14 protein-coding genes and 1 riboswitch are annotated in these 15,740 nt (G+C 38.6%); of the genes, 8 read left to right on the plus strand and 6 right to left on the minus strand.

Annotated elements, in window-relative coordinates; translation table 11 throughout:
* Positions 1-71: 71 nt before the first annotated feature.
* The 8 genes from GHT08_RS04440 to GHT08_RS04475 all read left to right on the plus strand — a co-directional run bounded on the left by GHT08_RS04440 (position 72) and on the right by GHT08_RS04475 (position 8,179).
* A complete protein-coding gene (locus tag GHT08_RS04440; protein ID WP_163580165.1) occupies positions 72-908 on the plus strand; it encodes a sugar phosphate isomerase/epimerase family protein in 837 nt (278 codons plus the stop codon).
* A gap of 8 nt (positions 909-916) precedes the next feature.
* Entirely contained in the window at positions 917-1,693 is a 777-nt protein-coding gene (locus GHT08_RS04445; RefSeq protein ID WP_163580167.1) for a sugar phosphate isomerase/epimerase family protein, read from the plus strand.
* Positions 1,686-2,591, plus strand: coding sequence for an AraC family transcriptional regulator (locus GHT08_RS04450; protein WP_163580169.1), 906 nt, complete (start codon positions 1,686-1,688; stop codon positions 2,589-2,591). The genes GHT08_RS04445 and GHT08_RS04450 overlap by 8 nt, the downstream gene beginning before the upstream one ends.
* Before the next feature lie 73 nt (positions 2,592-2,664).
* Positions 2,665-3,612, plus strand: coding sequence for a carbohydrate ABC transporter permease (locus tag GHT08_RS04455; RefSeq protein ID WP_163580171.1), 948 nt, complete (start codon positions 2,665-2,667; stop codon positions 3,610-3,612).
* A gap of 25 nt (positions 3,613-3,637) precedes the next feature.
* Positions 3,638-4,480, plus strand: a complete 843-nt coding sequence (locus GHT08_RS04460; RefSeq protein WP_163580173.1) for a carbohydrate ABC transporter permease — start codon at positions 3,638-3,640, stop codon at positions 4,478-4,480.
* A gap of 28 nt (positions 4,481-4,508) precedes the next feature.
* On the plus strand, positions 4,509-5,894 hold the full coding sequence (locus GHT08_RS04465) for an extracellular solute-binding protein (RefSeq protein ID WP_163580175.1): 1,386 nt from the start codon (positions 4,509-4,511) through the stop codon (positions 5,892-5,894).
* A 510-nt stretch (positions 5,895-6,404) separates the two neighbouring features.
* Positions 6,405-7,040: a YesL family protein gene (locus GHT08_RS04470; RefSeq protein WP_163580177.1), complete on the plus strand. Its 636-nt coding sequence runs from the start codon at positions 6,405-6,407 to the stop codon at positions 7,038-7,040.
* Positions 7,037-8,179, plus strand: a complete 1,143-nt coding sequence (locus GHT08_RS04475; protein WP_163580179.1) for a DUF2264 domain-containing protein — start codon at positions 7,037-7,039, stop codon at positions 8,177-8,179. Before GHT08_RS04470 ends, GHT08_RS04475 begins: the two co-directional genes overlap by 4 nt.
* Before the next feature lie 34 nt (positions 8,180-8,213).
* Here the strand turns inward: GHT08_RS04475 and cysC are convergent, their stop codons facing one another.
* The 6 genes from cysC to GHT08_RS04505 all read right to left on the minus strand — a co-directional run bounded on the left by cysC (position 8,214) and on the right by GHT08_RS04505 (position 15,558).
* Entirely contained in the window at positions 8,214-8,813 is a 600-nt protein-coding gene (gene cysC / locus GHT08_RS04480) for an adenylyl-sulfate kinase (RefSeq protein WP_163580180.1), read from the minus strand.
* The gene (gene sat, locus GHT08_RS04485; RefSeq protein ID WP_163580182.1) at positions 8,810-9,997 is read right to left on the minus strand and encodes a sulfate adenylyltransferase; all 1,188 of its coding nucleotides are present in this window, start codon (positions 9,995-9,997) and stop codon (positions 8,810-8,812) included. The genes cysC and sat overlap by 4 nt, the downstream gene beginning before the upstream one ends.
* Positions 9,997-11,709 carry an assimilatory sulfite reductase (NADPH) hemoprotein subunit gene (cysI, locus tag GHT08_RS04490; protein WP_163580184.1) on the minus strand — a complete coding sequence of 571 codons (1,713 nt, stop codon included), beginning with the start codon at positions 11,707-11,709 and terminating at the stop codon, positions 9,997-9,999. The genes sat and cysI overlap by 1 nt, the downstream gene beginning before the upstream one ends.
* Positions 11,710-11,721: 12 nt before the next feature.
* On the minus strand, positions 11,722-13,521 hold the full coding sequence (locus tag GHT08_RS04495) for an assimilatory sulfite reductase (NADPH) flavoprotein subunit (RefSeq protein WP_163580566.1): 1,800 nt from the start codon (positions 13,519-13,521) through the stop codon (positions 11,722-11,724).
* Positions 13,522-13,580: 59 nt separating this feature from the next.
* Positions 13,581-14,309, minus strand: a complete 729-nt coding sequence (locus tag GHT08_RS04500; RefSeq protein WP_163580185.1) for a phosphoadenylyl-sulfate reductase — start codon at positions 14,307-14,309, stop codon at positions 13,581-13,583.
* A 70-nt stretch (positions 14,310-14,379) separates the two neighbouring features.
* Positions 14,380-14,493, minus strand: a riboswitch (SAM riboswitch).
* Between the two features lie 120 nt (positions 14,494-14,613).
* On the minus strand, positions 14,614-15,558 hold the full coding sequence (locus tag GHT08_RS04505; protein WP_163580188.1) for an aldo/keto reductase family protein: 945 nt from the start codon (positions 15,556-15,558) through the stop codon (positions 14,614-14,616).
* Positions 15,559-15,740 lie beyond the last annotated feature (182 nt).

Here is a 15,740-nt window from a genome sequence, read left to right on the forward strand (position 1 = left end):
GTAAGTGTTATGATTAGTATACGAATTTAGTAAAGAGCATTTTAATATTTATATACTAAGGGTGATTAATCATGAAGTTATCTGTTTTTACAGTAATGGCACCGGATTTTGAACCAAAAGAGCTGATTGATGAGTTAAAACACCAAGGGTTTGATGGTGTAGAGTGGCGTTATAAGGAAATTCCTACTCAACTAACAAAAGAGCCAATTAGTTTTTGGGGAAATAACAAATGTACACTCACCCCGGAGATTTCTGAAGAGCAAATCAATCAGCTAAAAAGTAAAAGTGAAACGGCTAATATTGAAACTGTAAGTATCACACCGTATTTAACATCAGGTGATTTAGCAGGTACAGAACAAGTCCTCAAAGTTGCAAAAGCATTTGGTGCAAGTTTTATTCGACTAGGGGTACCAAGATATGATCGCTCCCAGAACTTCCATACTTTATTTGAAAGTTGTAAGCGTTATCTAAAAGAGTGTGAAGCATTGTGTAAAAGCTATGGTGTAAAAGGTCTTGTTGAAACACATCATCAAACCATTGCAGCAAGCGCAAGTGCTGCTTATCGATTAGTAAAAGACCTTGATCCAGAAGCAATTGGTGTATTATATGATCCTGGCAATATGGTTCATGAAGGATATGAAAATCATCGTATGGGGATGGAATTATTAGGTCCTTATTTAGCACATGTTCATGTGAAGAATGCGAAATGGGTGCAAGATTCATCAAGCAAAAAGTGGAAAGTAGTCTGGGAACTAGTAGACGAAGGAATTGTAGATTGGGAGCAGGTGATTGAAGATTTGCAGGCTGTTCATTATGAGGGGTATATAGGATTAGAGGATTTTAGTGGGAAAAAGAATACAAAAGAAATATTGCAATACAATATCGACTGGCTTAAAAGCAGAATATAGGAGGGACTATGAAAATAGGATGTTGCATCAGTATCGATCAGGTTGATAATGCTAGTCAAGCGGGTTTTGATTTTCTGGAATGTACCGTAGTATCTCTTGTCCCAGACAATGATGCTGACTATGAAGCAATTCGTCAAAAGTATCAAGATAGTCATTTGCCGATAGAAGTGTGCAATGTCTTTTTGCCAGGTTACCTACAGATTACAGGAAACGATGTAGATGAAACAGCAATCGAAACGTATCTGGCGAAAGCGATTCCGCGGGTGAAAGAAATCGGTGCAGATACGATTGTTTTTGGCAGTGGTGAGGCTAGGTCATATCCAGAGCATTTTTCCAAAAAAGAAGCGGAAAAACAGGTCATCCGATTTTTGCAAATGGCAGCAGAATATGCAGAACAACATGCTATAACGATTGTGATTGAGCCGTTAAACAAAAAAGAAAGTAACATCATTAACAGTGTCCCAGAAGCAGTGGAATTAGCGAAGAAAGTAAATCATCCATCTATTCAAGTATTAGCCGACTTTTATCATATGGAGGCCGAGCGGGAGCCATTACAACATATTGTGGATGCGGGTCCATTCTTAGGACATATTCATGTAGCTGACTCCGATCGGCTAGCACCAGGAACAGGAACATATCCTTATGAAATATTTGTACATTATTTGAGGGAAGTGAATTATCGTAAGCGGATATCGATTGAATGTGAATGGAGGAATTTTGAAGAAGAAGCAACGGGCAGTTACTCATTTTTAAAAAATTATTTTAGGAGTGTCGATGATGAATAAATCAATTGAAAATCTATATTTCTACTACAGGAATATAGATGTAGATTTTCGAAAAAGCGATTTTTTTGTTCACTCACATGATTATTTTGAAATTTATATGTTCCATAAGGGAGATTGTAAATATTTGATTAATGACCATGTCATTCAATTGCATGAGAACGATATTATTGTGATGAATGGATCCGCATTACATGGTCCGACGCCTACAGAGGGTAAGCCATATGAAAGAACGGTCATTGAATTCTCTCCTGAATGGATGCGGTCGATTATTCATCAATTAAATGTTCCTGAAATATTAACTCCTTTTGATCAACTAGGTAATATATTATTACGTGATATCGAGCCACAGAAATTTGAAGAAATTCAGTCATTGCTGCGAAAACTCTATTTAAAGCAATTAAATTTGAAAAATTCAGCGAAACAGTCAATAGAGAAGCGAATGCTCAAAGGGGAAACTACCACTTTATTGATTGAACTATTATTTATTATCTATGATTTAAGTAAATCTAAATTAACAAGCACGCCTATAGGTAATACGAGCAAAATGAAGCATGTAAATAAAATTATTACGTGGATTGACTATCATTACCATCAAAATTTAACATTAGACGAAATAGCAGAGCAATTGCATATTAGCAAATATTATATGTCGCGAATCTTTAAAGACGTTACGGGTGTAACAGTCATGCAGTACATGATGCAACGCAGGTTGTTACGAGCAAAGTACTTACTGGAAATGCATCCGGAAAAGTCGATTCTTGATATTGCATTAGAGTCAGGATTTGAAAGTGCTTCTCATTTTAGCAGAAAATTCCGTAAGCATTATCAAATTACACCAACTGAATATCGGAATCGAGATGAAAATGATCAACATACATTCATTAATCATTTTCACTAAATGAGATCGTAATAGACATCACAGTGAGTTCTGATTAAATGTAAACGCTATCATAGAAAAAGGAGGGAGAGAAATGGTTAAAGGTAAGATTAGCCTGAATGAGAATGGCGTAGAGGATACAGTGAACATTCATGATGATGTTGAAACAATCAAAAGTAAAAAAAGAAAAGCAGCAATAACTTGGTATATATTTTTATTACCTAGTTTTATCGGTATTCTGTTATTTATGGTCTATCCGATTGTGGAGTCATTTCGTTTGAGTTTCTTTAGATCAAATGGAACGATTGAAACGTTTATCGGTTTAAGTAACTTTCAATTGGTCTTAACTTCTAAGACTTTTTGGAATACGGTATGGAACACCTTTTTTATCGGGTTCTTTCAAATTTTTCTAACCATTCCACTAGGGTTTATTTTTGCTTCCTTAATCAATTCTATTAGACGTGGTCAAAACTTCTTCAAAGTAGTTTATTTCTTACCGAATGTAACATCTATTGTTGCAGCGGCTATGATTTTCCAATTTGTGCTACATCCTGAAATGGGTGTTGTCAATTATGCATTAGATGCGATTGGCTTACCTACTTCTACATGGTTTTCTGATCCATCTACTTCCAAATGGGGCGTGATTCTACTAGCAGTCTGGCATTGGATCGGTTTCGTCATCATTATTTGTCTAGCAAATTTACAAGCTATTTCCCCAGAAATGTATGAAGCGGCTAAAATCGACGGGGCTAGCGGACTTCAACAATGGTTATTTATTACGATTCCTAACATGTCTGGTACATTTGCCTTCCTACTAATTACTGGTTGGATTGGGAGCTTGCAACGCTTTAACGAAGTGTATGTATTAGGTGGTCCCAATGGTAGTCCAGCAAGATCGATCCAAACAATGGGGGCGTTTATCTATGAAAGAGGTTTTACAGGCTTTGAATTCGGGATAGCCTCAGCAGCAACGTATATTATGTTTGTTATTATTTTAATATTTACTTTCATTAATTTGAAAGTTTCCAAGATGCAATTATAGTGTTTGAGAAGAAGGAGGGGTGAACATGGATCAGAAAACAAGTGAAAGAATATCGAACAGCGTAAAGTTTATTGTCTTGTTAGTGTGTGGGGTATTACTGATGATGCCGTTTATTTGGATGGTAAGTGTTGGGTTTGATCGGACAGCAAATATTACGATGCCCTTTCCACCACGACTAATACCGGAAACGATATCAAGCTTTAATTTTGGCATCGTTTTTGAGAATGGTAGATTGATTCAATCTTATATTAACTCTGGTATCGTGACAACTTGTTCAGTCTTTTTACAAGTATCCGCCTCATTATTAGCTGGATACGCCTTCTCAAAAGGTACTTTCAAATATAAACGACTGCTTTTCATTTTAGTATTGTGTACGTTAATGATCCCAATGGAACCGAGACTCATTCCGTTATACACGTTGTTTAACAATGTTGGTTTATTAAATTCTTTTTGGCCGCTGATTTTGCCAACTGTTATTAATGGTATGCTGATATTTCTCTGTAAACAATTCTTTGATCAATTGCCTGGAACGTTACGAGAAGCAGCACAAATTGATGGAGCAGGGGAATTTAGAATATTTTTCACCGTGTATTTACCACTAGCTGGTCCGATTGCCGCAACAATGGTTATTCTTTCTTTTATTTGGAGCTGGAATGATTTTATGTGGCCGTTAGTTGTATTAAATAATCAAGATCTCCATACGGTTCCGTTATATCTCGCAAGTTTCTCTCTTGAGAACGGAACAAGCCTGGGTGGATTAACGATGGCACTTGCTACTGTCAGTATCCTGCCGATTGTTGTGTTGTATCTCTTTTTGCAAAGATACATTATTCAAAGCATTGCATTAAGTGGTGTCAAAGGTGAATGATTTTTAATTCTATAAGGGGGTAAGAACCATGGAAAAAGTTAAACATTTCTGGTTGATGTTATTGTTTTTACTAATGGTGGCTATTGTTGCAGTAGGTTGTAGTCCTGATGATACAGCCGGTGACGGGGATGGTAGTGAATCGAATGATGATGTTGTGGAAGGGGATTGGGAAGGGCAAACCATCAATGTACAATTAATTGGTGACTTTGATATGGAGGACTCCACGGATCCTATTACAGGTGAAAAGACGCAAGGTCTTCAAGTAATTAAAGAAGAGTTTGAGAGTCAGCATCCAGGTGCTACTGTTGAATTTACGATCATGCCATGGGAAGGTTATACGGAAAAAACTCAGGCAATGATTACTTCTGGTGAAGCGGACGTCTATCAAATGCCAGGTATTGCTGATTTTGCGGCACAAGGAGTTTTAGAACCATTAGAACCGTATATTGAAGAAGACCCAGATTTTGATTTGGATCGATTTATTGATAATCAAGTGGATGGCTGGAAAGCGCTTGGTCCTGATAGTGATGAATTGGGAATATACGGCTTACCTTTCCTAGGAGATGCTCGCTTTATTGCATATGATAAGCAATTATTTGATGAATGGGGAGTAGAATACCTTTCAGAATATCCTACGATGGAAGAAGTAGCGGAAAAAGCAAAGCAGATGACAGGAACGAACCCTGAAACGGGTGAACAAAACTATGGTATCTGGTTCCGTGGTGATTGGTCTTCTGCTTTTACATTAATTAATCTTGCTGAAGGTCAAAATGGCAGCTGGGGTTCTGGCTTTGCTTGGGATGAAATTGAATTTAATTATGATAGTCCTGAAATGGAATCCGGCTTAGAATGGCTATTAGAGATGCAAGAGTATGCACCAGAAGGATTAGTGAGTGATCAAGGGAATGAAAAATGGTTAACGCAAGATAACGATATTGCGATTATGCTTAATCAAGGTCCAGGTGACACAATTATGCCAGCATATGCTCAAGGGCTAGGGGAAAGAATTGGAATTGTCCAAGAGTTTAAAAACGACGAAGGTGTAGGAGGTATGTTCGCAGGAAGTCCAATCACAATGGCGAAGGATAGCGACAATAAAGAATTAGCTTGGGAATGGATGAAGTTTGCAACTAGTGAAACGGTTCAACAATATATATTTGAAGAAGCGAATGGCATGCCGGCAATCCAAGCAGCAGAATCGTGGGATAGTTATGCAGAGGTAGAAAACTTAATGGCACCGACAATGGAAGCGATGAGTACACCGTGGACGCCTAGGTATCCATGGGCATCTTCACAACCACGCTTTATATTAACATCTGAAGTGGAAGCTGCTCTAACGGGTGAAAGGTCAGCGAAAGAGGCAGTGGAAAAAGCACAAAAAGAGAGTGAAGAATGGTTAGAAAACAGAAATTAAAAGTGTTTTTGATGAAAAAGGAGGAGTAGCCTCCTTTTTCGTATGAAAGCATAAATTAGCGAATTTGGGAATTTGTCTAACTCCGACTAATTACTTCGCTTTCCGCGAGCATGGCCTCAACCAACTTTGCCAAGAGGATTTTCGGCTCGTGCTATTCCCGCAGGAGTCTTTGCTATGAGAAGTTGCAACAATTCTAGTCGTAAGTAATTGGCAAGTTGGAAATCGCTATTTGTGAGTAAAAAAAATCGTGTTACCTCCTGTTTGCGTTGTAGAGCAGATCCTAGCGAAGGCCGCCCACTTTCACTTCTGTGAGAATCGTTTTGCTCGAAAAAGTTAGCTGAGGGGAAAACCCCACGGAAAGGGAAATGGGCAGCCGGAGTGGTGGTTAAACAGTCGATATATTTCAAAATGGCTATTAGAGGAATCGCAAATCTACTTAGCATTTTTTATCCTAAGTCGCTAATAGTATTTAAGAAAAAGCAAATCAGCTGAAAGAGGGGTGAACGAAAAATGTATCATGAGGGGCTGTTATACAAGACGATGGTATGGATTTCGCGTCTTGCTTATCTAAATATGTTGTGGCTACTCTTTAGCATAATAGGGTTATTGTTTTTGGGAGTTTTCCCTTCAGTAGTTGCTGCACTGGCTATTGAAAGGAAGTGGATTCGTGGTAATCGAGATTTTCCTTTATTCAAACAATTTTGGTCGGAGTTTAAAGATCATTTCATACAGGCAAATGTAATTGGCTATTTTTTCACTTTTTTGCTAATGTTATTATATGTAAATATAACACTTGTTCAATCGTTGGATCATTGGATCCGGTTGTTAATGCTGTTTTTATTATTTGGTTTAGCGTTTTTAGTATCCATTATTTTTGTGTATATCTTCCCAACATTTGTTCATTTTAGAGCTACATTCTTTGATTATTTAACCTATGCATTTGTCGTTGCGCTTGTATCCCCATTAAATACGTTATTAATTTTGCTTAATATAGGAGGCTTTTTCTTTATTGGTTATTACTTTCCTGGTGTTGTATTTGTGTTTGCAGGAAGTGGATTAACTTTTATCACAATGTGGTTTTCCTATCAATCTTTGAAAAAAATCGAAAATAAAATTTCTTTTTATATGGAAGGTGAGTATGAATGACGGACGATCGATCTTATTGGCTCCAAACGATGTTAGCAATTGCGGATCCCCTCCTTTTCGCATTGGAGAATGAACAGCTCAAGACACAAATGCCTGTCGAACAACAAAAAAACACTAACCGTGAAGCATTTTCTCATTTAGAAGCTTTTGCCCGATTAGTAAATGGGATGGCCCCATGGTTAGAAACGTATGCTGAAAATGAAGCAGAGGAGAAATACAGAAGAGAATATGTCCAACGAGTAAGAACATGCATGGATCATGCCACAAACCCTGAATCAAAAGATTATATGAATTTTTCTGAGGGTGATCAACCGATTGTGGATACAGCTTTTTTGGCGCAAGCAATATTAAGAGCTCCTCAGACTTTATGGTATGAGTTGGAGGATAATGTTAAAAAGAATGTGATCAACGCATTGAAAGCTACAAGAAGCAGGAAACCTTACTTTTCTAATTGGTTACTATTCTCCGCTATTATTGAGACAGCTTTATACAAGTTAGGTGAGGAAGACTGGGATCCAATGCGCATTGACTATGCCGTTAACCAATTTGAACAATGGTATGTCGGTGATGGCTTGTACAGCGATGGTAAGTCTTTTCATGCCGATTATTACAATAGTTACGTCATCCATCCAATGTTGTTGGACATCATAGAAGCAAGCGGACATACATACAGTGATTGGTCGGATAAATCTGAAAAAATCCGAAAAAGAGCTGTTCAATATGCTCGAATTCAAGAACGGATGATTTCCCCTGAAGGAACATTTCCGCCGATTGGTCGATCTTTGGCATATCGCTTTGGTGCTTTTCATCATTTAGCGAATCAAGTACTCCGACATGAACTACCGTCTGAGTTAGCTGCGGGGCAAGTGAGAGCAGCATTAACGGCAGTCATAAAAAGAACGTTATCATCCAATGCAGTTTTTGATAACAGTGGCTGGTTAAAAATTGGCTTTACAGGTCACCAGCCAGAAGTAGGAGAAGGATATATATCGACTGGAAGTTTGTATTTGTGTGCATTTATATTTTTGCCATTGGGACTGAAAGAAAGTGATCCTTTCTGGAAAGAAGATGAGAAGCAATGGACTAGTAAAAAAGCTTGGTCTCAAGATGGATTTCCTGTATATCGGTCAATGGAGTAATGATTTAAAAGAATGGAGGAAGCCCTCCATTCTTTTAAATATAATTCCTTGTTTCTAAATACGCAATGATCTCAGCTACTGCTTCGTCAACAGATTTATTTTCGGTATCGATTACTAACTCTGGGTGCTCCGGTTCTTCATATGGTGCATCAATACCAGTAAATCCTTTAATTTCACCTGAACGTGCTTTTTGGTAAAGTCCTTTCGGATCACGTGCCTCACATTTTTCCAGACTACATTTCACATACACTTCAATAAATTCTCCGTCAGCTAGTAGCTTTCTGACATTATCACGATCTTCGCGATATGGCGAAATAAAAGCAGTAAGTGTGATTAAACCAGCATCATTTAATAATTTTGCAACTTCACCAATCCGTCTAATATTTTCTTTGCGATCCTCTGGGCTAAATCCTAAGTTATTATTTAAACCGTGACGGATATTATCGCCGTCTAAGCGATAAGATCGAACTCCTTTTTCAAACAGTGCTTTTTCTAATTCAACTGTAATGGTCGATTTACCTGACCCTGAAAGTCCGGTGAACCATAATACCGGACTTTGGTGGTTGTTTTGTTTGCTTCGATCCTGCTTCGTTACTACTGAGTCATGCCATACGATGTTTTTCGTTTCTGTCATTCGTTTGAACCCCTTTGCAATCCTTTGATTAACACTTCAGCAACCTCTGGTCTAGAGAATTGTCGCGGTAGTGCCTCTCCGTTGCGAAGTTTTTCTCTTACCTTTGTTCCGCTTAAATGGACATGCTCAGATTTATCATGTGGACAGGTTTTCTGTGTAGCCATGTTCTCGCATTTTTTACAAAAGAAGGCATGCTCGAATTTGAAAATTTGAATACCAATCTCAGCTTCATATTGTGAAATTAATTCTTGTGCTTCATACGTCCCATAATAATCACCAACACCTGCATGGTCACGTCCAACAATGAAATGTGTACAGCCATAATTTTTACGGACGATAGCATGTAATATCGCTTCACGTGGTCCTGCATAACGCATGGCAGCCGGATAAATAACAAGTCGAGTGCGATCTTGTGGATAATAATGCTTCAAGATTACTTGATAGCTTTCCATGCGAATATCTGCTGGAATATCATCGGATTTTGTTTCGCCAACCAATGGATTCAGTAATAGACCATCAACGGATTCCAATGCACTCTTTTGAATGTACTCATGGGCACGATGGACAGGGTTTCTAGTTTGGAAACCGACTACTGTTTTCCAGTCTAAATCTTGAAAAAGCTGTCTCGTTTCAGCAGGATCCAGATAAAAGTCTTTAAACTGATCATGTTTTGGACGATTTAGTAACGTAATAGGTCCAGCTAAATAGATATTGCCTTTTTCATAAAGCTTTTTGACACCAGGGTGGGCATCTTCTGTTGTGCCATAAACAGATTGTGCTTCTTTTGCTTTGTCATACGTGTATTTCTCTTCTAGATCCAGTGTGCCGTACAAGATACCATCCTCGCCATAAAGTGCGAGCTTTTCACCGATGTCTAAGTTGTCAGCTTCTGCTTCGGTTACTGCTAATGTGATCGGGATACTCCAAACAGTACCATCAGCTAAATGAAGATGATCGACTACTTCCAGATAGTCTTTTTTGCCAAGAAAACCGGTTAGTGGGCTAAATCCACCAATCGCTATTAATTCCAAGTCTGAAATACTCCATGCGTTGATTGTTATTGTTTTCAATGCTTCTGCTTCTTTTAATAATTGTTCTCGCTCTGCACCTTTTGCTTCACGGTTAATTAAGGTGCCTCCATGCGCTTCAATTGTTTCTTGTGTTTGTTCTTTAATTGCAACCACTATAAAACTCCTTTCATATCACGGTGGAAATTCTGCCCGTCATAAACTTCATCCACATAGCCTTTACGGACAACAAAGTCACCAAAATGTTCTTTATCTGTACGATTTTGCGCAAAGTCATGAAATATTTCTTTCAATGTTGCCAGGATTTCTTCTTCATCAATATTTTCACGGTACAGCTGATTTAAACGGTCGCCAATGAAACTTCCGCCTAGATAAAGGTTGTATTTTCCGGGAGCTTTACCGATAAAGGCGATCTCAGCTAGAGCAGGACGTGAACAACCATTTGGACACCCTGACATGCGAATCACAATTTCTTCATCCTGTAAGCCTTCTGCGGCTAAAAGACCTTCGATTTTGTCGATAAGAGAAGGTAAGTAACGCTCAGATTCCGCCATTGCTAATCCACATGTAGGCATTGCTACACAGGCGATGGAATTGCGACGCAAGCCGGAATACTGCTTTCCATCTCTGATTCCATACATATCGAGGATTTCGTTGATTTTTTTCTTTTTCGGTGCGGTAACATTTGCGATGACTAGATTCTGGTTCGGTGTTAAGCGGAAATCACCAGTGTGAATGTTGGCAATTTCTCGTAGAGCTGTCATCAATTTATAATCATCAGCATCTTTTACTCTACCATTCTCAACAAAAAGGGTAAGGTGCCATCTGTTACTTCCTTTGATCCAGCCATATCTATCACCATTATGATCGAAATGGTAGTCTTTTGCTTCTTCTAATTCCCATCCGAGTCGTTCAGCAAGTTCTTGTTTGAACCAATCAAGTCCATAACGATCAATCGTATATTTAAATCTTGCATTTTTACGATCAGATCGATTACCGTAATCGCGTTGAATCGTGACGATTTTCTCCGCAACATCCACGACATCTTCTTTCGCACAGTATCCAGCAATCTTTCCGAGTTGTGGGTAGGTATTGGTATTTCCATGTGTAGATCCCATTCCGCCACCGACTACCACGTTAAAGCCTTGCACTTGATCATTTTCAATGATGGCAATTAATCCGATATCTTGTGAGAATACATCGATATCATTTGAAGGTGGTGCCGCAATACCAATTTTAAATTTCCTTGGCAAATAGGTTTTACCGTAAATCGGTTCTTCTTCCTCTTTGGAATCGATAATTTTTTCTTGATCTAACCATATTTCATGATAAGCACCAGTTTTTGGTGAGAGATGATCGCTGATTTTTTGCGCCCAATCTTGAATTTCCTGATGGACTTCAGATTGATAAGGGTTCGGATTACACATGACGTTACGATTAACATCCCCACATGCAGCAATCGTTGTCATTAATGCTTCATTAATTGTTTTAATCGTGTCTTTTAAGTTCCATTTTAATATTCCGTGTAATTGAAAAGCTTGGCGGGTCGTCAGTTTAATTGTTTGATCACCATATCTTTGTGCTAAATCATCTGTTGCAAGCCATTGCTTAGGAGTTGCCACACCACCTGGAATTGCAACACGAAGCATAAATTGATAAGCAGGCTCTAGTTTTTGTTTTCGTCGTTCATCTCTAATGTCGCGGTCATCCTGTTGGTAGCTTCCATGAAACTTCAACAGTTTGGTATCATCTTCCGAAATCGAAGCGGTAATCGGGTCTTGTAGCCCTTCTACAATCGTTCCTCTTAAAAAACGACTATCTTCTTTAAGCTTTTCCATCGGGTCTAGTTTACTAGGATCGTTTACCATTTTTGTTCCCCCTTAATACACATCACGTTGGTATCTCTTTTCCTGTTTTAATTTATTGATATACTCTTTTGCAGCTTCTTCGCTAAGTTTTCCTTGCTCGCTAATAATCGAGATTAAGGTTTCGTGTACATCCTTTGCCATTCGTTTTTCATCCCCGCACACATATAGATGTGCTCCTGTTTCGATCCATTCGAATAATTCTTTTGCTCTTTCTTGCATGCGCTGCTGTACATATATCTTTTGCTCACTATCTCTAGAGAAGGCAACATCGATTTTGGTTAGGTAACCCTGTTTTAACCAATTTTGCCAATCTACTTGATACAAGAAGTCCGTACGGAAATGCTGATCACCAAAGAAAAGCCATGTTTTTCCTTTCAGTTCAAGCTCTTCTCGTTCCTCGATATAGCCTCTAAATGGTGCTACACCAGTACCTGGTCCAATCATAATCACAGGAGTTTCTTCATCCATTGGAAATTTGAAATTTGGGTTTTTGTGAACATAGACATTGAGTTGATCACCTGGTTTAATTCTGTCAGCGATTTCCCCTGTACATACGCCGCATCGATCACGACCATGTGTATGATATCTTACAGTTGCCAAAGTTAAATGCACTTCATCAGGGTTTGCTTGATAACTACTAGCAATTGAGTATTGCCTTGCTGGTATTTTTCTTAAAAAATGCATAATCGATGTTGGATCCAGTTGTTTTGGTGGATAGTCAATAATTAAATCTAATAAATCACGACCATCGATATAAGCTTTTACCTTCTCAGGATCTGTTACTAATTCTTGAAGTTTTTCATGATGAAAATAAGTGCTAGCTTTCTCTAATAAGCCTTTCGTAAGTCTCGTAATCTCAAAAATGGAGGTTAGAGCTTCCTGAACGGAGCGAATTTCCCCTTGTTTATTAATGGGTATAGTTTGTTCAGCATTCCATTTAAGCTCTTCAATAATTGCTTGAACCAGAGCAGGGTCATTCTTTGGATAAATGGCTAAACAATCTCCCGGTTCATAGCTGAGGTTAGAGCCTTCCAACGAAATTTCAATGTGCCTTGTTTCTTTATTTGACCCCTTACCACTAAGAACGATGTTATCTAATACTTCAGCAGAATAAGGATTGCTCTTCGAATAAATCGGCTGTTCTGCAGGGGCTGGATGAGTATCGACGGTTTCTGTGTTGTTTCCGGCATCTTTTTTTAGAATGCCGATTACTTCTGATATCCATTCGTCAGCAAGTTCTTCGTAATCGACATCACAGTCAACACGTGGATGAATTCTAGTTGCGCCCAATTCTTCTAGCCGTTTATCAAAATCTTTACCAGTCTGACAGAAATGCTCATAGGACTCATCACCAAGTGACAAAACGGAGAAATTAACATTTTCAAGCTTAGGAGCTTTGCGGCTGTGTAAAAATTCATGGAATTGAATCGCGTTGTCAGGTGGATCTCCTTCGCCGTGAGTTGCTGTAATAATAAGTAAATCTTCTGCTTCTTTTAGTTTCTTCGGTTTAAAGTCATCCATGGCAGAAACTGTTACGTCTCTTTGGATATCCTTTAGCTGTTTGGATAATTGCTCTGCTAGTTCTTGACTGTTACCCGTTTCCGATCCGTATAAAATGGTGACGGTTCGGGTTTTAACCTGTGTAGGAGCTGGCTGTTCAACCGGTGTAACACTTTGTGATGATTGAGACTGAGAAGCGGCCAAATATCCAGCTAGCCAATTTTTTTGTGCGTCTGTCAGTGTTGGCAAAATTTGATTCAATATTTCCGTCTGTTTTTCATCAAACGGACTGTTTACTACTTGTAATGTCAACATTTTCACCTCTTTTAATTAATCCGATAGATTTACTTGAGTTTGGCTATAAAAAATAATCACTTCGTTGATTGTGGAGTAGCATGTAGTCCACATTCAGTTTTTTGAAAGTTGGCCCATCGTCCTGATCGTTCACCATCCGCATCTGTAACTTGTGTAGTACATGGTATACAACCGATGCTAGGGTAATTTTGGTCATGCAGCTTGTTATAAGGTAATTGATGTTGCTCAATATATTCCCACACATCATCCCAGGACCAATGAATTAATGGACAAATTTTAATGGACTGAAAACGGTCATCCTTGTTAATAAAGTTGGTATTGGCTCTTGTTGGAGATTGTGACCTTCTTAATCCTGAAATCCAGGCAGTTGCTCCACTAAGTGCGTCTTCCAATGGTTTAACTTTTCTAATGTAACAACATTGATCAGGGTTCCTGCTCCACAACGCTGATCCATATTGTTCTCGTTGTTCATCAACAGTGAGGGAAGGCTTCTGCATAACGATATCTAATGACGGATAACGTTCTTTAACCTCATCAATCAGGTCATATGTTTCTTGGAAATGCAAGCCAGTATCTAAAAATACTAATCTAGCATCTGGTTGGACAGTTGCAATCATGTCAATTAATACCATACTTTCTGCTCCAAAACTACAGGCATAGACTAAAGAGTTGCCATACGATTGATAAGCCCATTCAAGGATCTTTAGAGCTCCTTTGGTAGGATCTTGTTGGTCGGGAGTCTCATTGTTCAACGGGCTGTCATAAAAATTTTCATAAGTCAGCATGTGTTGCTTCCTCCTCATTAAAAAACCTTCTTATCATTTGATAAGAAGGTAAGCAATGTGTAATCATTCCTTCTTATCTTTCGGGTTCAGTTTATGCTGTCCCGCAGGATTTGGCACAGTGTTATCTTTTTAACCTGTTGCCGAGGTTTCTTAGGGCCTGCCCCTCCACCTCTCTGGATAAGAATTCCATTTATTGTCCGTTTAATAACATAGTATACATTATTAATGTAAAAGTCAATGAATTTATTGTAAAAATTGTAAAAAATAATACCAAGTAACTAGGAATTACTTGGTATAGGTACTTTTACTGATTTAATATATCCTCGACCTTAGCAATGGTCTCTTGGGAGAGTTTAACACCAGAAGCTTTAGCGTTTTCTTCAATTTGTTCTGGTTTACTTGCACCGATAAGCGCACTAGATACGTTGTCTTGACGCAAGATCCAGGCAATCGCTAATTGTGCTAATGACAAGTTTTCGTTTGCTGCGATTACTTTTAATGCTTCCATTCGTTCTAAATTCTTCTCGGTTAATACACGAGATAAATCTAAGTTTTTTTGAGCGGCGCGACTATCTTCAGGAATTGCTTCTCCTCTTTTATATTTCCCTGTTAATACACCTTGGGCAAGAGGTGAGAAGACAACCTGGCCGATGCCGTGTTTATCGCTTACAGGGATGACTTCTTTCTCGATATAGCGATGAAGCATACTATAATTTGGCTGATTGACAACAATGCGATCTAGCAATTTTTGGTCTGCAAGATGAACAGCTTCTGTCATTTGTTCAGCAGTCCATTCACTGACGCCGATGTATAATACTTTTCCTTGGCGAACAAGATCATCCAATGCGCGTAACGTTTCTTCTAATGGTGTATCTGCGTGGTAGCGGTGACAATAATAAACATCGACATAATCAAGTCCTAACCGCTGCAAGCTGGCATCACATTGCTCCATAATATGCTTGCGGGAAAGACCTTGATCATTGGGGCCATCGCCCATTTTGCCAAATACTTTTGTGGCAAGGACATAGGAACTGCGTGGATATTTTCTTAAAGCTTTTCCTACAATTTTCTCTGCTTCCCCACGCATGTAGACATTGGCTGTATCAAAAAAGTTAATCCCGAGGTCGTAGGCTTTATCAATAGAAGCCTCAGCATTCTTTTCCTCGACATACCCACCATATGTAAGCCAGCTGCCTAAACTAATTTCGCTTACTTTCAGACCGGTTTTTCCTAACTGACGATATTGCATGAACTATAACCTCCTGTTATTAAGCGTTTACAATATTATAAAGGAATGAGAGAAGAGAAGCGAATAATCTGTTTGCGATGAAATTAGCTGTGTCACCCTGATAAGTTTTGCTAATGATCAGAGGCGGTTAAAACCTTCGGTGGTCATACTGTACAGTTATTTCATCATTTCTACCAAAGTAA

This window comes from Gracilibacillus saliphilus (assembly GCF_010994085.1).
GTDB lineage: Bacteria > Bacillota > Bacilli > Bacillales > Amphibacillaceae > Gracilibacillus > Gracilibacillus lacisalsi.